The 22,625-nt window shown below is 46.3% G+C and carries 9 protein-coding genes; 3 read left to right on the top strand and 6 right to left on the bottom strand.

All coding sequences use genetic code 11. The features are described 5' to 3' along the window. Positions 1-36 precede the first annotated feature (36 nt). On the top strand, positions 37-1,212 hold the full coding sequence (locus tag ACX0G9_RS02200; RefSeq protein ID WP_459063208.1) for a n-acyl-d-glucosamine 2-epimerase: 1,176 nt from the start codon (positions 37-39) through the stop codon (positions 1,210-1,212). A 153-nt stretch (positions 1,213-1,365) separates the two neighbouring features. After that, positions 1,366-1,782, top strand: a complete 417-nt coding sequence (locus tag ACX0G9_RS02195; RefSeq protein WP_459063207.1) for a DoxX protein — start codon at positions 1,366-1,368, stop codon at positions 1,780-1,782. A 136-nt stretch (positions 1,783-1,918) separates the two neighbouring features. Here ACX0G9_RS02195 and ACX0G9_RS02190 read toward each other — a convergent pair whose 3' ends face one another. From ACX0G9_RS02190 to ACX0G9_RS02175, 4 genes are read right to left on the bottom strand one after another with little or no spacing between them, the layout of a single operon-like run. Further along, positions 1,919-5,119 carry a glycoside hydrolase family 2 TIM barrel-domain containing protein gene (locus ACX0G9_RS02190; RefSeq protein ID WP_459063206.1) on the bottom strand — a complete coding sequence of 1,067 codons (3,201 nt, stop codon included), beginning with the start codon at positions 5,117-5,119 and terminating at the stop codon, positions 1,919-1,921. Positions 5,120-5,166: 47 nt separating this feature from the next. Beyond that, positions 5,167-8,562 (bottom strand): VCBS repeat-containing protein, encoded by a 3,396-nt coding sequence (locus ACX0G9_RS02185; RefSeq protein ID WP_459063205.1) that lies wholly within the window; start codon positions 8,560-8,562, stop codon positions 5,167-5,169. Between the two features lie 20 nt (positions 8,563-8,582). Next, positions 8,583-10,298 (bottom strand): RagB/SusD family nutrient uptake outer membrane protein, encoded by a 1,716-nt coding sequence (locus ACX0G9_RS02180; protein ID WP_459063204.1) that lies wholly within the window; start codon positions 10,296-10,298, stop codon positions 8,583-8,585. Between the two features lie 20 nt (positions 10,299-10,318). Continuing rightward, the gene (locus tag ACX0G9_RS02175) at positions 10,319-13,540 is read right to left on the bottom strand and encodes a SusC/RagA family TonB-linked outer membrane protein (RefSeq protein WP_459063203.1); all 3,222 of its coding nucleotides are present in this window, start codon (positions 13,538-13,540) and stop codon (positions 10,319-10,321) included. A gap of 299 nt (positions 13,541-13,839) precedes the next feature. Here ACX0G9_RS02175 and ACX0G9_RS02170 point away from each other — a divergent pair, with 299 nt between their 5' ends. Next, complete coding sequence (locus ACX0G9_RS02170) at positions 13,840-18,024, top strand: hybrid sensor histidine kinase/response regulator transcription factor (RefSeq protein WP_459063202.1); 4,185 nt, start codon at positions 13,840-13,842, stop codon at positions 18,022-18,024. 38 nt (positions 18,025-18,062) lie between these two features. On the opposite strand, the gene ACX0G9_RS02165 is transcribed toward ACX0G9_RS02170, so the two are convergent. Both ACX0G9_RS02165 and ACX0G9_RS02160 read right to left on the bottom strand, forming a co-directional pair. Then, positions 18,063-20,339, bottom strand: a complete 2,277-nt coding sequence (locus tag ACX0G9_RS02165) for a hypothetical protein (RefSeq protein WP_459063201.1) — start codon at positions 20,337-20,339, stop codon at positions 18,063-18,065. A 76-nt stretch (positions 20,340-20,415) separates the two neighbouring features. Next, positions 20,416-22,581, bottom strand: a complete 2,166-nt coding sequence (locus ACX0G9_RS02160) for an alpha-galactosidase (RefSeq protein ID WP_459063200.1) — start codon at positions 22,579-22,581, stop codon at positions 20,416-20,418. Positions 22,582-22,625 lie beyond the last annotated feature (44 nt).

The following is a 22,625-nucleotide window of genomic DNA, read 5'->3' as shown; positions in this document are numbered from 1 at the left end:
GGCGGGCAGCCTAATGACCGCATGAAAATAAATAATATGGATTTTAAACTTCTGGCCAGGCAATATGAGACGACGCTGCTTAATGATATTATACCTTTCTGGCAAAATCATTCGATCGATGAGAAATATGGCGGCTATCTCACATCGCTCGATAGACAAGGAAATGTGTACGATACGGATAAATTTATATGGCTGCAAGGGCGACAGGTCTGGTGTTTTTCAAAGTTGTACAATACCGTCGAGGCCAGGCCGGACTGGATGGACGTCGCCTTAAACGGAGCTCAATTTCTTGAAAAACATGGTCGCGATGCCTCCGGAAAATGGTACTTCTCCCTGACACGCGAGGGACTGCCGCTGATCGAACCCTATAATATCTTTTCAGATTGTTACGCATCGATGGCTTTCGGGCAGCTCTATAAAGCCTCCGGTGATCCAACTCATAAAAAAATTGCACTGGATACATTTTTTAATATCCTTGGTAGAAAGTCTAATCCGAAAGGAATATATTCCAAAGCTTTCCCGGGGACGCGTCCCCTGCAAAGTTTTACATTGCCGATGGTCCTTTGCAGCCTGGTTCAGGAACTTGATCACATTTTGCCGGAAAACCTGGTGATGGATACGATGATGGAGGGCATCCATACGGTCATGGAAGACTTTTATCATCAAGGTGCAGGGTTGATCCTGGAAAACGTTACGTCGGAAGGAGAATTTTCAGACAGCTTTGAAGGCCGGCTCCTCAATCCGGGTCATGCTATAGAGGCTATGTGGTTTGTCATGGACCTGGCTGAGCGATTGGGTAAACACGGGGCAACGGAAAAGGCTGTAAATATCCTTCTTGCGACAATCGAGAACGGATGGGACAGGGAATATGGAGGGATATTTTGTTTCCAGGATATAAGCGCCATGCCTCTTATGCAATTGGAATGGGATCAAAAAATGTGGTGGGTGCATATGGAAGCGCTGGTGGCTTTACTGAAGGGCTATCTATATACTGGCAACCGTAAATGCCTGGAATGGTTTGAGGTCATCCATGCTTATACCTGGGAACATTTCCCGGACCCGGCTAACGGGGAATGGTTCGGATATCTTAATCGCCGTGGAGAAGTCCTGCTGCCTGTTAAGGGGAGCAAATGGAAGGGGTGTTACCATCTTCCCCGGGGACTTATGGAATGTTGGAAGACGCTCGATCTGCTCGGGGGAGGGCTTGCCTAGCACTTGAATAACCAAAAAAACAACCTTAAAAAGCTTAATATAAATTCAATTTATTGAACTTTTTTAATGTTTTAAGAGTTTACCAGTTACGACTTTGCCGTTTCAATTTAAATTTACGGAGTAATATACCTAAACCATTAAATTAAAGATAATATGGCACTTTCTCAAAACAAAATCATTGAATGGTTTCTACGTTTAGCATTGAGTATAGGTCTATTATCCGCAGTAGCAGACAGATTTGGGTTTTGGCCTAAAAAAATATCGGCTTGGGGTAATTGGGAAAAATTTGTTGCTTATACCCAGCAAATAAACCCTTTTGTTCCAGCTAAAATCGTTCCCTTATTAGCAATTAGTGCTACAGCTTTAGAAATTGCCTTTGGTGCATTACTGCTAACTAACTTTAAAACGATTTGGGTGGCAAGAGGATCCGGATTCTTACTTTTACTATTTGGATTAGCAATGACATTTTCCAAGGGTATAAAAGCACCGCTTGACTATTCTGTTTTTAGTGCATCGGCAGCTGCATTTGCACTAAGTGTTTTGGTTCAAACCAGACTTGATAGAAAATAGCTCAATAGCAAGAGCAACATCATTTCGCAAAAAGAATAGGTTTCCAGAGTATTCTTTTTTTGCCAATAAAGAAATTTGATACGACGTTTTTTACCTGGAGATGAAAAAACCTGGTGGTATCCTGCAATATTGCGCATTATTCAATTTTCAGGATATAGGTCCACTTTTGCGGTTCAGTCACCGGAGTACAATATGGCAATGGTCTGGGACCACAGGAATTGGAACCTACCCCCATCGTCCTTTCATCGATGCATAATGCGGTCACATGACTGGCAGGAAGATCGATACGATATTCCACGTTCTGCATCTCCTCGTCACTGTAAGGCAGTGCAGATACCTGGAGAAAAGCCGAGTCCTTCTTTACCGTCAGCCCATGGTTTTGCCTAGAGTTAAGGGATGCCCAGCGGATGTCTTCATGATTTCCGCATTCCATTGGTTTTTCATAAGGGGTTAGCTGACCGGCAACAGAACTTCGGTATATTCCTATCTCCGATCCGCTCTTGCGATCTGCATAATTTTCCATCGGGCCCCGTCCAAAATATTCAAATTGGCGGAGAGCAGTATCCAACAACATCCTGACGCCAATCCTGGCGACAGGGATAGCAGGAATACTAAAGTAGACCTCGTTACCCGCCAGAACACTCCCGTCTCCGTTGACAATGTAGGAGACCTGGTGATTGACGGTAAAACCTTCCCGTCCATGCCCTTCCAGAGTAGCATGGATCTCGATCTTGTCTGTGGCTATCCGTCGGGAGGATACGTCACCTGAGGTCCAGGAAATATTTTTCAGGCCATACTTGTTCCATGCATTGTCGGCCCACATATCATCGTTGCGATGCGGGGCGCGCCACAAATGCAGCATCGGTCCGCCGCCTGTGGTGAGAAGTTCTTGATTATGGCTTTTCAGGGAGGAAAATGTTCCTTTTGCTTTATCGAATATGAGGCTGAAATTTTTGCCGCCGATGAAAATACGGCCCGTGTCTTCCGAGAGCTCTAAAGGAAGGACCGCTGAATTTTCAGGAGATGCTGCCGCGACAACAGCCTTTGATAATTCCAGTTGCTGTGCAGCGATCTCGAATCCTTTTTTTGCCCAGGATTGATCTTTTTGCAGCGAAAAGGCAATCCTTAAAAAGTATTCCGCTCCGGGTTTTGTGGAGAACCGGTAGGGTACCTTGACAGGCTCCGTAGCGCCCGGAGCAATATGTCCTATAGACAGCATGCCTTTTTCAATCTCCACTCCGTTTTCGGTTAGGCTCCATTCTCCCTGAAAATCATCCAGGCTGATGAACTGGTAACGATTGTGAATATTGATCATGCCTGTTGAAAGATCACCGGGAGTTATGCTGATCCACTGATACGCATGTTTTAATTCCGGGTAGTGGGGCTTTAAGGAGCGATCCGAGAACACTACTCCTTTATGGATAAAATAATGATCGTTCGGCACTTCGCCAAAACCTCCGCCGAAGGCCGTGATGGGATGTTTCGGATCGAAATGGTTATTTATTCCCTGGTCCTGCCATTCCCAGATAGCGCCACCCAGCAAGGCGGGATATTTATCGAACAGGTCGTTGTAGTCGGACACACTTCCCATGGAATTGAACATGGCATGTGCATACTCGCAAAGGTAAAAAGGTTTGGTCAGCCGCGTATCCCCAGCATGTTCCTCCAGTGGACCCAATTGGGTGTACATCTCACTATCCATGTCGGCGGGATTCTTATCGTCTCCGGTTCCAAAACCCTGGTAATGGGTTGGCCTGCCCGGATCGATCTGTTTGATGATCTTTAGTGCAGCCCTGAAATTGGATCCTCCGGAACCGCATTCATTACCCAAAGACCAGATTATGACCGATGGATTATTCTTGAAATTTTCCACATTGGCCACATTACGGTCTAATATAGCTGCTTTTATTCTTGGGTCTTCATTAAATTCATCCCAGGCTCCATGGCTCTCCAGATTGGCTTCTGCAACCAGGTAAAGGCCATATTCATCACATAGTTCATACCATCGCGGATCGTCCGAATAATGACAGGTACGTACATGGTTGCAGTTGGCCTGTTTGATCAGGACAATATCCTTTATCATTTGTTCTTCCCGAACGGCATGACCCACGTCCGGCCAGTTCTCATGTCTGTTCACACCCTTTAATTTAACCGGAACACCGTTTACCAGGAATAACCGCCCTTTTATTTCGACCTTACGAAAACCTGTCCTGGTCGATACCCTTTCCAGGGTCTTTATTCCGTTGCTGACCGAGATGACCGTTGTATAAAGTTTCGGGGTTTCTGCTGTCCATTTGCCGGGGCGCGAAACAGGGAATCGCACCGATACAGTTGTTTCTTCGCCCGGTTTCAATGCCGGAATTTCCGTGGAACCGGCTGCGCCGCTTATCAATTTATCTCCATCGTAAAGATTCGCGGTCAGCTTGCCGGGAATAGTTTCGCTATTACCAAAATTCTTAATCTTCGCCGTCACTTCCACGACAGCATCGGTATAGTAACTGTCCAGATTGGTCTTTATAAAAAAATCGCGGATATGCTCCTGCGGGGAACTCCATAAGGTGACATTTCTGAATATACCGCTTAAGCGCCACATATCCTGGTCTTCCAGGTAACTGCCTGTGGTAAAACGATAGACTTCCACGGCTATGCAATTATTACCTGGTTGCAGGTAATTGGTTATATCGAAGTCTGCAGCATTGCGGCTGTTCACGCTGTAGCCCACTTTTTTCCCGTTGATCCAGAGGAAAAACCCAGCATCGACGCCATCGAAGGTGACAAAGACCCGACGGTTTTTCCACGCCACCGGGACTTCGAAGTTCCGGCGGTAACTGCCGACAGGGTTTCTTTCCTTATAGGCAGTAAAGCTGACCGGCGGAGTGGTCATTACCCGGGGAAAGTCCTTTTGAAAAATGTAATTGAAATTGCTGTAATACGGGGTGCCGTAACCTTCGACCTGCCAGTTGGAGGGCACCCTTATCTCTTTCCACTTGCTTACGTCATAGCCGGTCTTATAAAAGTCCACCTGCCGCTGCTGCGGCCATGCCACCCAATTGAATTTCCAGTTGCCATTCAGCATTCTGCAAAAGGAAGAAGCATGGCGGCCTGCTTTTAAAGCTTCGGCTAAACTCCCGTAAGGCATCAAGGTGGCGTGGGCAGGTTCTTTGTTGACCCCAAGACATTCAGGGTCCTCGATCTCTTTTGGAATAAAGGCGGTATCCGTTTTGGATAACCATTCAGCGGAGGATCCCTGAAAGGCCAGACTCATATTATGGCTGATAACAAAAATAAAAACAATTAAAAACTTCGCTAATGCTTTCCTTCCCAACACCTGGTTCATAAATCCTTATATTAAATGATATTGTTTAAAAAATAACGATGCAGACCTCATCGAACCTTCCTGTAACCGGTAATAATTCCCTGATCCTGGCTGAATACCAAATTTGCATTTAGGGATAACACATACCTGACATCCCCCCTTATTGTAAAACCGGATTCTTTTTGATCGACATAGGTGAACCTACCTTTGCCGTCTCCCCGCAGCAATACCCCGTAGTTGGCATCGGACTTACCCAAACGCAGTCTGGCATGGTTGGCATTCCCGCACATCAACAGGTCGGTATTTCCATCATGATCGTAATCCAGCGCCGTTATCGTATAAACAGGCGCATATTGGGTCTGTAACGGCAAAGGGACAAGATGCAGTCTACCCGTTGAATCACTGATGAAACAGGCCGTTTCCAACGTATTGGCGGATAAATGAATGGCTCCCTGCATTTCTTCCCTGGTGAATACCTGATCCAGGCTGGCGTCGGCATAATTTTTATAATCAGGGAAACGTTTGCGCAGCATGCTGATCTGGTCCAAGAGTTCGTCCCTCGTCAGAAAAGGATAGGTTCTGTGCTGAATATACAAACACAGTATAGGGTCGACCGTTCCATTGCCATCAAAATCCTTGTAATATAACTCCGCGGGCTCCTTATCGGAGGCCTTGCATTGGGTGTTCAGGCCAAAGTTGCCTGCCACCAGATCCGGATGGCCGTCATGATTGATATCCATTATCTGTAAACAATTCCACCATCCGGAATATTTTTTGTCGAAGTACCGGGTGGTAGCATCGACTAATTTCCCATTCCTGTTCTCCAATACGGTGATCGGCATCCATTCACCGGTCAGCACCAGGTCCGGTCGTTTATCGCCGTTCATATCGATCCAGAGAGCATCCGTAACCATGCCGATATGGCTTAATGCCGGATTGAATTTTTCTGTCTGATCGGTAAAATGCCCTTTTCCATCATTTATAAGCAGATAACTTTGTGGGGTTTCGGGATAACGGTAAGGAATAACTCTTCCCCCGACAAAAAGATCGGTAAAACCATCTCCGTTTATATCCGCAGCGCTGACACAGCTCTTGCTGCACAGCATCCCGGGCAGCGCATCCTTCGCCCTGGTAAAATTCCCCTTGCCGTCATTAAGATATAGCCTGTCCTGCAACCGGGGATCACCCGGGCTAAGATCTCCGTACCCTCCCGACCCTACATACAAGTCGGGTTTCCCATCCCCGTTGGCATCGAAAAAAACAGCGGCGGCGTCCGTACAGGCCTTGTCGGCTTCGAAGACGGATACGGCTGCTTTTAAAAATTTACCGGATTTTTGCTGCAGGTACAGCATGGCAGGTTTACCATCATGACCGCCAATATAAACATCTTCCAGTCCGTCACCATTTACATCGCCTTTTGCGAGGCAGGACCCGGAAAAGGAAATGGAATTGATCATCAACCGCTGACGTATGAAGTCATTGGTTAGAGCGCCTGTTTTATAAGAACTGACCGTGGAAGGCGTTACATTAAAAGGAGAAGGTATCTGTTTGAAAACCGGCGCCTCGGCCCTTGCGGTCAGGGCAAAACCGGACCCGACAGAATCGGACCGGATGCCTTCCCGCCAGGCAGGCCCAGCATCAACAGCTTCCCTCTCTTTCAGTAAAATGGTTTGGTCGCCTTTCACATGCTGAAGTAGCTGTGATTTCCCGCGTTGCCAGATGATCCGTAAAGAATCCACCTGCTTCGCATGGCCCAGTCCAAAATGTAAAACCGGAGAGACACTGGACTGAAAACCTCGCGTAGGCATTTGTTCCAGGTATTGTTTGTCATGTCCGCAAAAGATCAGCACTTTTGCGCCGATCCCCAGCGTATTGGCATCGGCGCCTTGCAACCTGATTTCCAGATAATGGTTATTGTTCTGTTTAACTGCCTGGTTCTCGTAGATAAAGGCGGGTTGGTTGACATTGTTCACTACCAGGTCCAGGTCACCGTCATTATCCAGGTCAGCATAAACGGCGCCGTTACTGTTCGATGGAGTGGTTATTCCCCATAAGGCGCTTGTATTCGTAAAGGTTCCATTGCTGTTATTTCTGAACAGATAACTCCTGACTTCAGACGAAGGCATGTGACTGACAATATCCAGGAGATCCTGGCGCATGACATTCCGGTCCTTGAGTTTATCTCCTGCAAATTTCAAAAAATCCATGTTGGTATAGTCACGGGTATACCCGTTGGTAACAAAAAGATCCTTCCAGCCATCATTGTCATAGTCTGCAAACAAAGGGGCCCAGCTCCAGTCGGTGTTGGAAACTCCTGCCAACTGCCCGACTTCGCTAAAGGTTCCGTTACCATTATTGACATGAAGCATATTGCGCATGTATTGATAATAGAAACCCGCCCGAAGGTTAAGACCGAAGGATTCATAGTTGTCCGCGCCCATCAGCAGTTTTTGGCGTCGGTTATCTTCAGGCAGCATATCCAAGGTGAAAATATCTGGCTCATCGTCATTATTGATATCTGCAATATCATTGCCCATGCTGTAAAAAGAAGTATGCCCGAGTTGATGCTGCAGCTCATCTGAAAATCCACCCATTCCATTATTGATATATAACCTGTCGGGTACGTTATAATCATTGCTGATATAAATATCCGGCCACCCATCTCCGTTCACATCGGCAATACCTGCTGCTAATCCATAGGATAATGAAGTATTGATGATACCCGCCTGCGCAGATATGTCGTGAAAATGCCCATTGTCATTGCGGACCAAACGGATACCGGATTCAGCATCCTTAGTATCCATCAGACTTTTAACGGATCGATCGTCAAGATTGCTTATCCGCTTAGGATTATGATTGATCAGCAACAAGTCCAGGTCTCCATCCCGGTCATAATCGAAAAAATAGGCCTGTGTACTGTAGGAAGGAAATGCCAGCCCATAATCCGATGCCATATCCTTAAACCGGGGAATGCCCTTGGGATCATTTCCCTGATTGATGAACAATTGATTGATCCTTTTTTCCGCCCGGATCTTTCCCGAGTAACAGACATATACATCCAGCCTGCCATCTCCATTTACGTCAACCATGGTAACCCCGGTCTTCCAGGGGCCAGTACGCCCCAACAGCCCCGCCTCTTCCGTGATGTCCTTAAATTGCATATGACCTTCGTTCAGGTATAATTTATTATCGGTCATATTTCCTGTGAAATAAAGGTCCACCAGGCCATCGCCGTTCAGATCACCGGCAGCCACACCTCCCCCATTATAAAAATATTCATACATCAGCACATTGTTGTTCAATCCTTCCGTAAGGGTGTTTGCAAAATATATATGCGTTTGTTCAGGAGTCAGTAATTGAAAAAGCGTTTGTTTGTTTCCCGCATCCCCGCCTGGCCTTTGGCAGCCCCCTAACAGGGTGCATAACAACAAATACCCGGCGGCACCGATTAACCGGTTGATCATACGTTAGCTTATTTACCGAGTTAATTATATCCGTCATTCTGGGTAAGATTCGGATTCTGATCCCTGGCGTTTTGCGGAATTGGCAGCCAGTTCATAAATTCCGAAAATTTATTCCTGAATACGATAACCGGTGTATAAATCAGTTGCCCGGGACCGCCGATGGTTATTTGCATGCCATACTCCGGATTGTTCAACACTCCGGAAATACCTGCGGTGATGTCCCATCGCCGGATATCATACCAACGTTTGTCCTCGAATGCGAATTCGACCCGACGTTCACGGCGAATAACAGTCCGCATCTGATCCTTGGTCAAACCCGCGGGAAGCGGGGTAGCTGTAAATCCTGCCCTTGCCCTTACTTTTCCGACGGCATCATACACACTGAGATCAGGTCCCGCAGCCTCATTCTGCGCTTCTGCGTAGTTTAGCAACACTTCTGCGTACCGGAAAAATATATAGTTGGACGTTCCGTTATGAAGATTTAACGCTACCTGGCCATTGTTCGCAGAATCCAGTCTTTTCCTTGCATTATAACCGGTATTGGAAATGTCACTCCCCGAACCCAGATCTATCTGGTTATTACCGCCAGTCCGGGACTGGAAGATATCCCCCTGCCAGTAGGAGCCATCATATACGATGGTCTGGTAGAAACGTTGCTCCCTGTGATCATAGGGATGCTGAGGGTCATAGCCGGATGCTGGATCCGTGATGGGCAGACCGTTGTCCATTTCATAATCGTCCACCAGGTTCTGGGTAGGTATGAAATTCCCCCAAGCCTCCTCTGTGCCGCGAACAATGGTCGGGCCCATCAGGCCTTCGAGTCTGTGTCCGCTGTTGGGATTGGCATAGCCCTTCGCAAAGATCGTTTCCCGGTTCCAGTTGTTCCGGGCCAGAAATTGCGTCCAGTAAGAATCTTTCCCATCACCTGTAAATAAACCGTAATCAGTGAAATTATTGATCATCTGCAGATTGGTAGCTGCAGCCTTTGTCCATTTCGTGGGGTCATTACCGGGATTAGAAAGAGGACTGGCGGCAAACAACTCAACCCAGCCTTTGAGGGTCACGGCTGCGGCGCTGGTGGCTCTGCCGAAATCGTTCGATCTCGTTGTCGCCGGCAGGACGGCCGCGGCGGCATCACAATCAGCCTCGATAAACGCCAGGGTCTGGTCTGCCGTACTTCTGGGAACACGCAGATTTGTCCCTGAGTCCACGGTGTTATCCAGCGGTTTGGAGATCAGGGGCACTCCTCCATAATTGGTATACAGGAAGGTATAGAACAAGGCCCGCAGATAAGTCACCTCGCCTACCCGCTGTTTATACCAGGCATCGGAAAAATTCGCTTTATTTTTTGTGGCCTGCGTTATAAAAACATTGCATTTCCGGATATTGTTATAATTCTGATCCCATTTTAACATGCCGCCCGGCCCCGAGGGAACGCTGTTCGGCGTCAGCGAATTGCTCCGGATGATGCGCTGCCCCTGCATGTTGGTAGCACCCACATCGCTGTTGTCGGTATACTGGTCCAGGTGCTCATAATCATCATTGCCATTGGGCAGCTGATTGTAAACATCGTTTACAAATAAGTCTGCGTTAGCCTCGGAGGAGAAGGTCACCTGGTCTGTTAAAGAGCCTTTCGGAGGTACGTTTAAAAAGCCATCCTTTTTACACGAGCAGAGGCTGGAGATCAGCATTGCAGGCAAAAGGAACCAACCGTTTGTAATATATTTATTTTTCATCTTTTTTGTATCTTTTGTTTCTAAAATGTAGCATTAAGACCCACTGAAAATACCCGTTGCTGAAAATAATTCTGATTGCTGCCGCTGTTTTCCGGGTCGAGGGTTTCTTTTACTTTCGGGAGCCAGTTCACCAGATTCTGACCGGCAACGTATATCCGTACTCCGCGGATAGCATGACCGATCAGCTTGCTGCTGAAGGAGTATCCGATCTGGGCACTTTTTATTCGGATATAAGCGTCGTTCCTGATCCACCACGAAGACCCCTGGGTGTTATTGTTGCTGGGCGTTCCGGAGATCCTGGGATAGAGGGCATTCGGATGCGCGGGTGTCCAATGATTCTGATAGGCCACCTCGGTGGCTGAACCTGATCCATAAAAAGGAAACGCAAAATAATTATTGATTTCAATATCACTGCTGCCCGATCCCTGGAACAGAACGTCCAGGTCGAAGTTCTTATAAGTCAGCCGGGGCTCCAGACCATAAATGATCTCGGGGGTATTGGGATGTCCAATGACGGTCTCGTCATTGCCATCAACGATACCATCCGGCTTATTGTTCGGACCGCTAATATCGGCATATTTAATATCCCCCGGGTGGACATCGCCGAATTTGGGCACAGGCAGGCCGGGTTTGAGCGTTCCGTTCACAAAGTCAGCTTCTGCATACAGACCTGTTGCCTGGAACCCGAATTGTGTATTGATGGGTCTGCCTGTCCGGCGACGGGTAGGGCTGTTTAACAGGCTTGCTTTTTCAAATGTTTGCAAAAGTTTATTCCTTGCGAAAGTGAACGTTCCCTTCACGTCGAGACTCAGACCGTTGGAAAAAACCCTGGCAGTGGTGAGGGTCAGTTCGAAACCATGATTTTGCATGACCCCTCCATTTACCAGGCCCAGACCAATACCATATTCAACAGGTACCGCTGCACCCGGATCGACCAGCATATTCGATCTTTTCTCATAAAAATAATCCGCTTCGATCCCCAGCAGGCCATTCCATAAATTGGCCTCAAACCCAACATCCGTCTTTTTGGCCTTCTCCCAGGTGATATTCGGGTTGCCCTGCAGCGCTTCATTGATCCCTTGAGTGGTAAGATTTCCGATCACCGCTGAGTTGCCATACACATTATAAGGGCTCAGGTATTGATATGTCTTGATATTTCCCCCGACGCTCGGATATGCTCCCGACGCTCCCCATGATGCCCGCACCTTCAGGTAATTGATCCAGCTAAAATTATTCTTGAAAAAATTTTCTTCAGAAATTCGCCATCCTGCCGAAAACGAGGGGAAAAATCCAAACCGGTGGCCCGGTCCAAACAAATAGTTCCCGTCATACCGGCCGGCAGCCTCGAACAAATATTTCCTGTCATAGGCATAACCAACCCGGTAAACATACCCCAACTGCTTCTGACCGCTGGAAGAACCACCGACCTTCACATCCGTTGCAGCCGGACCCCCGTAATCCAATTCATCGATATTCAGGTTGTAGTTAGCCCTTTCGGCCGTGAATTGCTGAAATTTTACGATCCGGTCTTCTATTACCCCTAAAACAGAAATATCATGTTTACCAAATGATCCGGAATAATTAACGATCCCCTGGTAGGTAACACTATGATTTTGTGTACTGCCCTCTTTGAAAGATGCCTTGGAATTACCCTGGTTACCCTTGTTATACGTATACGGCTTTGTCGTGGTATCGACATTCCACAATGGAATAGGGGTGGAGTACCTTCGGTTCAATGTAGTTTTATTGTCAGTGAACAACGGATCAGGGCCATTGTCGTAGCTTGCGACCGCTTTTACACTTAACCCTTTTACAGGCAGTTTCTGCTCAATCGTCAATTGGGAATAAAGGGCTGTTTGCTCATTCGTCTCATACCCGCTATGGTATATTTCTCCAATTAACGACTGTCCGATAAATCCAGCCCACAATCCGTTGCTGTAATATACCGGGAAATTAGGCGTCTGTCGCATCGACTGGTTGATGATCGTGCCCGCTCCCTGTGAGGGATAATGCTGATCCTCTACATAGCCGTTGAGGGCCAAACTAACCGTAGTTGTCCTGGTAGCCTTCGCCGATACATTCAATGTTCCGTTATATTTCTTGAGATAGGTCGTGCTCCACATCCCATCCTGGCTCGTATACCCCAGAGATGCATAATATTTTACATCTTCGGAGCCCCCGGATACAGCCATATTATTATTGCTGATCAGGCGATTCCGTAAAATGATTTCTTTTAATGGCTGTCCGTCGGAATGCCCGTCCGGATCCGAATGGTCCTTGAATTTCTGAATATCTAAATCGGTATATTGTGGTGCAAATCCGTCATTGGCGCGTGCTTCATTACGCAGCAAGGCGTATTGGTAGGAATTGACGAATTGCGGAACCTTGGTAGGATTCTGCCAGCCCGCATATCCGGAGTACGATAAACTGGGCTTACCGGTTTTCCCCTGTTTGGTGGTAATCAGGATAACGCCATTGGCGCCTGCGACGCCATAAGGAGCGACGGCAGCGGCATCCTTTAAGATAGTTATCGTCTCGATGGTATTCGGATCCAGCCGGCTGAAATCACGAGGTACCCCATCGACCACGAACAGCGGTTGAGTCCTGCCCGTGGAACCGATCCCCCGGATCAATATATTGGAACCGTCAAAACCAGGTTCCCCACTCCCTTGGGTAACGATCAGGCCCGATGCCCGGCCCACCAGGCTATTGGTTAAATTAACCACCGGCTTTTGAGCAATCTCCGATGTATTGATCGTAGATACCGCAGCAGTTGTCAACTGCTTTTTTTGCGTACCATACCCGATCACGATCACGTCACTCAGGCTTTTACCGGATAATTGCATGCTGACGCTAAGCACAGCCTTTCCGTTAACCGGGATTTCCAAGGGGTCATAACCGATGTGGCTAAATACCAAGGTGGCATTCTCCGCCACGTCCAATGAAAAGTTACCATTGGCATCGGTTGTTACGCCGGTCTCCGAGCCTTTGATCAGTACAGAAACGCCGGCAATACCCCGTCCGCCGGAAGCGTCGAGGACTTTCCCTTTTACGACGATGTTACCCTTTACAACGATGTTATTTTTCTTTCCGCCTTTTTCTTGGCAGAAGGCTGCCATGTGTGGAACGCCCTCTGAATTATGGGCGTACATAAGATGGGGAGAAAATAAAAGAGCGAGACCGTAAAGACAAAGCAGGGCTTTTTTAATACTTCGGTTCTCGTCTGAGAGCGTTTTTTTCATGATGGAAGCATTTAGTTTGATTGCACAAATAACTTATTTATGCAGAAAAGGAGGTTGCCGCTGTGTACATGTTTCTTGACAGGCAGTACCATTAATCTTTTTTTCTCCTGCTATTCGTTTGAAAAAGCTTGTCATAGTGTACATGTTTCTTGACCTGTAATACATTTTAGTCATACATAAAGCTTTTATTTTCCTCATAATCAATACATTACAATCGGAATAGTCAAGAAAATTTCAATAGCTTGCTTTTTATACCGTACCGGACCCTAATTTTGAAAGAGTACTCATCTACTTGCTTCATGGAAAAAGACGATGTGAAAAATATAAGGAGCCGGCTTTGGTTGAGCAGGGTGCCTTGGGTAAGATCTTTATCTTTATTGCTCCTTTTCTTTTGTTCAATCCCGGGAACCGGCTTTCCCCAGTCTCATCCTTATCAATTCAATTATTTAACCGTCGATGAAGGGTTATCGCATACCGACGCCAATGATATTGCCCAGGATAAGCAGGGGTATATATGGGTGGCTACCTATTTCGGCCTTTCCCGGTTTGACGGCTATTCCGTTAAGCGATATTATAATAACAACTCCCCCCTGATCAATGCCTTTAAAAATCGTCTGAGATGCCTTTACCCGGATGATGCAGGCAATATCTGGCTGGGGACAGAAGACGGGTTGCAATGTTTTAATGCCGGATCTGAAAAATACATAGACTATAATGTGCCGGGTGTATTGCCTCATCCCCTTTTTGAGAAACTGTTTAAGCCTGCCGGTAATATTTTGTATGGCCTCCTGGAAGGTGAGCTTAGGCTGTTTTCGATAAAAGGGGAAGTAATGGAAGCCATCCCCGTGAATAACCCGCCAGGCATTCGTTTTTCGGACATGGCACCTGACGGAAGCGGTCATTTGTACTTAGCGGGCAATAATGGGGTTTGGAAACTGGACAGGGATCGAAGATTAAAGCATATATCCATTACAGATTTGCAGGAAGAGTACCTAAAAGACCTGTCCGTCCTGCATTTTGACGGCATGGATACATTATTGGTATCCTCGGTAAACCATGTTTTTCTATTGGTTAAATCACCCGGATCCGAAGGGAAGGCCGACACAGAGCATTGGGCAATGGTGAAACATTTTGCCAGTCCTGCCAACAGTTATATAAAGAATATCTTATCCTGCCAGAAGCCGGAATACTGGGTGAATACGGAAAAGGATGTTTACAGGTTGGATAAAAATCTTCAATTTCTCCAGTTGGTAAATTCAGCAAGTTCGATCCATAGCCTAAACTCCGCTTCGCTCACAAAAATGCTGATCGACCGTTCCGAATGCTTGTGGGTCTGCTCCTTTGGCGGAGGTGTGAATTATTGCGATCTGAATGAAAAACTATTCTTTACGCTTCAGCATAATCCCGGGTCTGCCAATTCCCTGTCCGGAAATCATATCCGTTCCATTCTGAGGGATGGGGAGAACCTTTGGATCGGTACCATGTCAGGCGGTCTGAATCTTTATAATACCCAAACCCAGACATTCACTTTATACAACAGTCACAACACACCGGTGAAGTTGAAGAATGACATTATTACTTCCATTACATTCGACGATAAGCGGAATCTGTGGATTGGAAGCAACGCCGGCATCGAGATCCTCCAACCGGACAGAAAACAGTTATGGCGCCCTCCCGGTTATGATAAATTTCCAAACTATGTGATCGAAACCCTTGTAAAGGATTGTTATGGAAATATCTGGTTTGGCAATCATATGAACAGATACGGCGTAATATGGAAAGATCATCAGGGTCAGTACAATGTCCGTTATTACGATGAAGGCTATTCTATTCTGCCCGACAAACATAAACCGCAGTTATTTATCTCCAGCACACATGGGCTGAAACGGGTGATCATCGATCCGGAAGGAAATATAATCAAGACCTTTTATTATAAGGCGTCTTCGGACGGACATTCTTTGAGCTCCAATTATACGTATCCTGTCCGCATGCAGAATGACAGTACCTGGTGGATTGGTACCATGGGTGGCGGGCTAAACCGTCTTACTTTGCAAACGGGGACCGATTCCTTTAGCATAAAGTCCTTTGGAACCGATTATGGGGTTTTTAACGATGTTGAAAGTCTGGAGATCGATAAGGAAGGAAATATCTGGATAGGTGGCAATGGCTTGGAATGTCTGAACCCTACTACGGGGAAACTGATAAGATATGATAAGAACGATGGGTTACAAGGCAATAGTTTTAAAGTAGGTTCATCCTATAACGGTATGGATGGAAAATTATATTTTGGCGGGATCAACGGTCTTAACTATTTTAATCCGGCCCTGATCAGGGCGAACGACATCGATGCGCGCCCGGTACTTACCGATATCCTGATCAATAACCAAAAGCCACGTTATGGTAAGGAAGATGCCCGTAGTAATAGCATCAGTCAGGCGATCGGCTATGGCAAGGACCTGCGGCTCAATTACCGGCAGAATAACTTCGTCATTTCCTTTTCTTCCATGCATTATGCTAACCCGTTGAAATGCAAGTACCGCTATCAACTGGCGGGATTCGACAAAGGCTGGATTTATACGTATGGGGAAAATCCAAGGGCGGCCTACAGCAACCTGGACTTCAATCACTACACCTTTGTCGTCGAGGCATCCAACAATGACGGGATCTGGAGCAAAAGCCGGGCAGAACTGACTATTATTTTAACACCCCCCTGGTGGAAATCCCCCATTGCAAAAATGACTTACGCCTTATTGGCGCTACTGGCTCTTTCAGGGATTTACATCTACCAGGCCAGGTGGTATCGTCTAAAAAGGGAGCTGGAAGTCCGTGCGGTAAATGAAAAGCTTTATGAGCAGCAATTGGTCTTCTTCACCAATGTTTCTCATGAGTTTCGTACACCGCTGACATTAATACTCGGCCCCCTGGAAAGCCTGATCAGCCAGAATAAAAACCTGGTGTTGGATAATTCTTACAAGCTGATGCAGCGAAATGCCAAAAGACTGATCAACCTGATCAGCGAGCTGATGAATTTTAAAAAGATTGCCGACAGTGTCATAAAATTACAGGTGCGGCCTCTATCTATTAACGCATTCTGTAAAGAGATGGCCTCGGAATTTAATGAACTGGCGAACGGCAAGGATATCAATTTCACTATGACCGATCACACGAATACCCTTCCGGAAGCCACAGGTCCATTCGATGTTCAGGTCCTGGAAAAAATCCTTTTTAATCTCTTGAATAACTCATTCAAGTATACCAATGCAGGCGGACAGATATCCTTCGATATCTTCACTGATCTTGCCGAAATTAAACCATCATTTACCACCGGATTTCAATTGCTGCATGAAGGCCGCAGGGCAAAAAGATATATATATTTCCGTGTTGCGGATACCGGCATAGGTATTTCCGGCGATTCCCTGAAAAACATCTTCGAAAGGTATTACCGTATCAGTAAGAATCACCTGGGGTCAGGGGTTGGACTGGCTATTGTAAAAAGTCTTACCCAATTGCATAAAGGGGACATTTATGTGAACAGCGAGCGGCATAAAGGCACGGAAATAATCATCGGTATTCCCTGGGGTGAGGAGAATTACAGTGCATCTGAAAAGGCGGTTTCCATGGCAGGAATGACCACCCGGCTCGAACCAATCGACATTTCCACCCTATTACCTCTTTCCTATCAGGAAAAGGAAAAATTTCCCGAGGTCGCCAAATTTCAAAAAAATATCCTCCTTGTCGATGACAACCAGGAGCTGCGGGTTTTCCTAAAACAAGCCTTTGAAAAATACTATTCTATATACGAGGCGGAGGATGGCCATGCAGCCATTGAAATAGCCGTCGAAAAAGTACCCGATCTGATCATAAGCGATGTTATGATGCCGGGAATGAATGGCATTGAACTCTGTAAGATTGTCAAGGAGAGGTTTGAGACAAGCCATATCCCCTTTATCATCCTCTCTGCCAAGGATGCATTGGATACCAAGATCGAGGGGATGGAATCCGGAGCCGATTATTATTTCGCCAAACCGCTGAGCATCGACCTGCTCTTATTGACCGTAAATAATATATTCGAACAGAATAAAAAGCTTAAACAGCGATTTACCAATGATTATCTGTCGGAAGCCACTGAACTCGTCAGTTCCGAAAAGGATAAAGATTTCCTTCAGCAACTTTCCGATCTCATCGAAGAGCATATGAGTGATCCGGCTCTCGATGCGGAATTCCTTTGCGACAAATTATACATCAGCCGGACAAAACTTTACCAAAAGATAAAAAGCATTGCAGATCAGTCGGTGGCGGAATTCATACGGACATTCCGGCTTAAAAAGGCTGTCCAGATCATGACCCATGAAGATATAGCCATGAACGATGTCGCAGACAGAATTGGAATGCAAAGCGCTTCAAATTTTTCCAGGACGTTTAAGAAAGAATTTGGCAAATCCCCGCTACAGTTCATGCAGGCTTTAAAAAAGAAAGAAAGGTAAATAACAGGTATTTCAACAATTGTATTTTTTGCATTCTGCTATGAACCGATGGTGTATATCCCCATTGCCCTGGCTTCCAGTTTATCCGTATTGATCCTTTTATCGGTCATTACATCCCATATCTTTCTATTCCCTTCAAACGTAAGGGTATGGGGGACCATAGTCCACAAACAGATAGTATGCCCGTCGCCGGCAATGTATTGCACGCCTTTTTCATCCGGCAGGATATGACGTAGTTTCATTAATTCGTTGACGGCATTAAAAGCTTTAATATACTGGAAGGCCCGGGGATCTTCGATGCCTGGCTCGAGTCTGTCCTTTGAAAAATCCCAGCGAAGTGCCCAGCCTATCCGGTAGGCGAGTCCTTTGAAAAAAACGGCCAGCGGATCATTACCCTGCCCAACTCTTCCGGCATCGAAATTAATCACACAATCTCTCCAGAGTGGCATGCAGGTCGATATTCGATGCATATCCGGTCCATGCCGGTGAATGCCGAATACCCCCAGATCTTCGCCGCAATAGGAATAGCCGGCCTCCTGCATCTCCCTGACGAGCCGCAGATGTGCCGGATATTGTGTCATTATTGCCGCCGGAGGTTGGAGGCCCGGACGATAATATTGCTGCCCTTCCTTATCATCCGTTATTACCGGTCTATCCTTTTCAGCGTTTTGTATAAAATGGAATTTATCGCTGGTCATGTTGAAGGAACTATCCAGGAAGATGGAGCCGATCCCCACATCATAGGCAGTTCTCCAGCTTTTCATCCAATAGGCGAAGATATCCGGGTCCCGGAGATTGAGCATGGCAAAACGGGGAGTATAGTGATCGGCCTCGATAGCATTAGCGGGGTTACGTACGAAAGGTTCCTTTGCCTTTTCCAATACTTCAGCAATGGAATTCTTTTCCGGCAAAAAATCGATACCTTTTTTCCGGCCTTCACGTGACCGGAACATCTCGGCGAGGGTAGAGATGGCAGTATTACCCCACATCTCGACGGTCACGCCGGCTGCTTTTGCCGCTGCACAGAAACGTTTGATCTTATCCACTCCTGCTGTCTCTGAAAATTTATAGTCTATGTTGCAACACATATTGGAAAGACCCCAGGTATTCATGGCATTTTGAAACTGATTGGGAATAAAAACCCGTTTAACTCCCTTTTCAACAAGGCGAGGTAAGATATGATCCGTATAGCGGTCGAAATCAGGCTCTGTCCATTCTTCAATTTGCCCATAGGTAGAAATAGTTTCTTCCTTAATACCTGCCTGAATGTGCAGGCTCTTATGAACCGAGGCCCGCACCGATTCATAGATATTATAACGGGCAATACGATCCGTCTTTTTTTCGGGAATCCACAATACCTCTACCGGGCTTGTTTGAAAGGTATCGGACAGATCGTTGCAATGCTGGTGATAATGAAAAATATGATCCTTGCCCTGTGGTTTTTCCAGTAAAGTGCGGACATGAGCCACCCGGGCAGGATAGGTTATCAAAACACCCTCGTCATGGGCCGTAAAAGTAAAACCTTGTAGTTCTGTCTGGAGGGGAAGAAACTGGAATACATTCGGGTTCGCGATCCCTTTGTAATAATTTTCCGTGGAATAACGATCTTCCTGCTTATCCATCCGGACAATAGATGGTATATGCCCTATCCGCATCCAGCACTCATTGCCAGATGCCTGGCCTCCGATCTCCCAGGTGCCCCGGTCCAGTATCTTGTATATAGCGAAGCTGCCACTTTGAAAAGTGTATTGATAGGAGAAACCTTCCCATGACTGCCCGCCCATATGCCGGGTTACTGGTAATATTTCCAGAACGATCGTGGTCAGGCTGTCTTTTTCAGGCGCATCCACCCAGTCATACAGATTTTCCCGGTTGCGCACCGTGTGAAGCATAAATTCCATCAGGCCTGTTGTATGTCTTTCCACATCCATTTTTATAAAGATCCGCTGTGGTGAAATGATCTTTTCCAGAATGGAGTATCGGGTAATGTTTATACTTTCCGGACTTCGGATATGACAAAATAAAGGGTGTGTTCCATCCCGCAGGAGAATATCGCCGGACATGACTTGCCCGATGCCGTGGAAATCATTTTGTGTGGTGAGCAATTCCAGTTGAATTCCATTGTCCAGCTTTACCCAGGTTTTTTCCTTATTGGGTGTCCTATCCTGCTCCTCGGGTTGGGCCGTCTTTGAATTTTCCGGAAGTGGTACCTGTTTATCATTTTTGGCGTTCAACAAAGGAGAAGCCAGGGTGGCTGCTGCGCCAAGACCCATGTTTCTGATAAAGTACCTTCTGGGATTCTTTTTATTTTCCATGCGTTAGTTTGATTCAGTACGGACCGATTGATTCAGTGCTGAACGGTTGATTCAGTGCTGAACGGTTCCTTCCGGTTTAAGGCTGATTCTCAGCGATCAGCTCAATAATATTGCTGGATAAAGCTTCATTCCGTAAAATGTTCAATCCTATTTTCATCAGGTAGTCACCGGAAAATAATTTTTCATGAAAATCATACCCGGACTTTGTGCCGGGATAGAGATCGGTTTCTTTCACCCTATACATTTTTACCGTGTCGAGACCTTCCAGCCGGGTATTATTCGTATGTCCAAAATGCGGAGTATGCAGATTATAGGAAAAGATGACAGCGTTATTTTTGGATGAATCGACGTGCATGATAACCGCGTGCCCCCCTTCATAAGGAGAAACCAATCTATACAGATCGCCGTGCCAGATCACCCCGCTTAATCGTTTGTAATTCCTTATGGCATCACGGGTATACTCTTTTTCCTGGTCATTGAGCGCATCCATAACGATGTCATAACCCAGCTTGCCGGACATAGCCACATCCGTTTTGAATTTTAAGGAATATTTTCCGGATGAAGTAACATGGCTGCAAATGGCCAGGGAAGGGAAAAAATAGGAATACCCCCATTGGATGAAAATCCGGTCGAAGGCATCCGTATTATCGCTTGGCCAGAATTCAGAAAAATAGTGTAAAGCTCCATAGTCCACCCGTCCGCCTCCGCTGGAGCAGAGCATCATGGGAAGGGTTGGATATTTGGCGCGAAATCTTTTTAACACGCTATACCATCCAAGCGTATAACCGATAAATAACCGGGACTGATCTTGTCCGAGATAAGAAGAATAAGCATTGGTCAGGTAACGGTTACAATCCCATTTTATATAGGCCAATCCCGGGCTCTGTATCAGCAAGGAGTCCAGTGTGTTATAAATAAAATCCCGGACGGCAGGATGGTTAAGATCGAGTACTAATTGATTACGGGACAGATCTTCTTCCCTGTTCGGCAGCCGGAGCATCCAATCAGGATGTTTTTCATAGAGTTCGCTTTTGGGATTGACCATTTCCGGCTCGATCCAGATACCGAATTTGATGCCCTTGTCTGCAGCTTCTTTCACCAGGTTACCGATTCCATGCGGCAATTTGGTCTTCGTTACCTGCCAATCTCCTAAGGAAGATCCGTCATTTTTTCTGGGATATTTGTTGCCGAACCAACCATCGTCCAGCAGGAACATGTCCAACCCGGACCCGGCAGCATCTTTTATCAGATGCGATAATTTGTTTTCATCAAAATCAAAAAAGGTGGCTTCCCAGTTGTTCAGGAGTGTTTCTCTTTTACCTTTTCCATTCAATATTCCATAATTTATTGCCCATCGCTGAATGTTTCGGCTGGCCTCCCCTTTTCCATGCAGACTATACGTAAAAATAAAAGCGGGCGTGGTAAAAGAGCTTCCCGGTGGTAATGCAAATTCAGAAGCGAAAGGGTTGATCCCGGCCGAGAGATTTAAGGTATTATTATTATCCGTTTCAAAGGCATACCGGAAATTACCGGTCCAGGCCAGGGTTCCTGCTATTACCTCCCCTTCATTTTCTGTGGCCGCTTTGTTCAATGCCAATAAAAATGCCTGTGATTGGTAGTTATTGGTCTTCGTCCCCAATTTGCTGTCGAGTATCTTTATGCCGCTGGTCAGTCTGCTCTCTTCCATCCGCATTTCAGAGAACCAGTCGCCATGAAACTGGGTGAGCCAGTAAGAGGCGGCATCCACGTGAAGCATAAAGGAGGCGTAGGCGCTGAGTCGGACCGGTTTCTTTTCTTCATTCCTGATTTCGGTCCAGGCTTCGATTATGTCCTCCTTGTAGTAAGACTTGAAATGCAGGGTAACAAAAAATGGATAGACAGGATCTTTCAATTGGATTGTCGTCAGGGTGAAATTGGGCTCCGGTTGTTCCTGGATTGTTGCGGTGTACCGCAAATCCAGGGAAGGGTTGCCATCGCCATGAATAACCCGGATAGCCGGTTCGAAAAGGTTATTCATTCCTGAGGTGGTATAGGCTTCCAGGAAAAGCGGCAAATGATCGTATTCCAGGGTATTGGTCAGCCGGGATCCAAAATAAGCCTGATAAAGTTTCTGATCGGATCCGGTTTTTAATAAAAGCGTAGTATGGAGGGTATTGATGAGAACAGAAGCCGAAGGAAGGGCGAAAAGGTTTGAAAAAAACAAAAACATATTGAAGGTAAAAAGGAAAATGATTTTGAACATATACAGAAAGGTGTTTTAAAATCTTTATAAAAAGAAGTCGCCTC

It is taken from the genome of Flavitalea flava, assembly GCF_054461575.1.
This window is presented reverse-complemented; position numbering and strand designations above follow the sequence as displayed.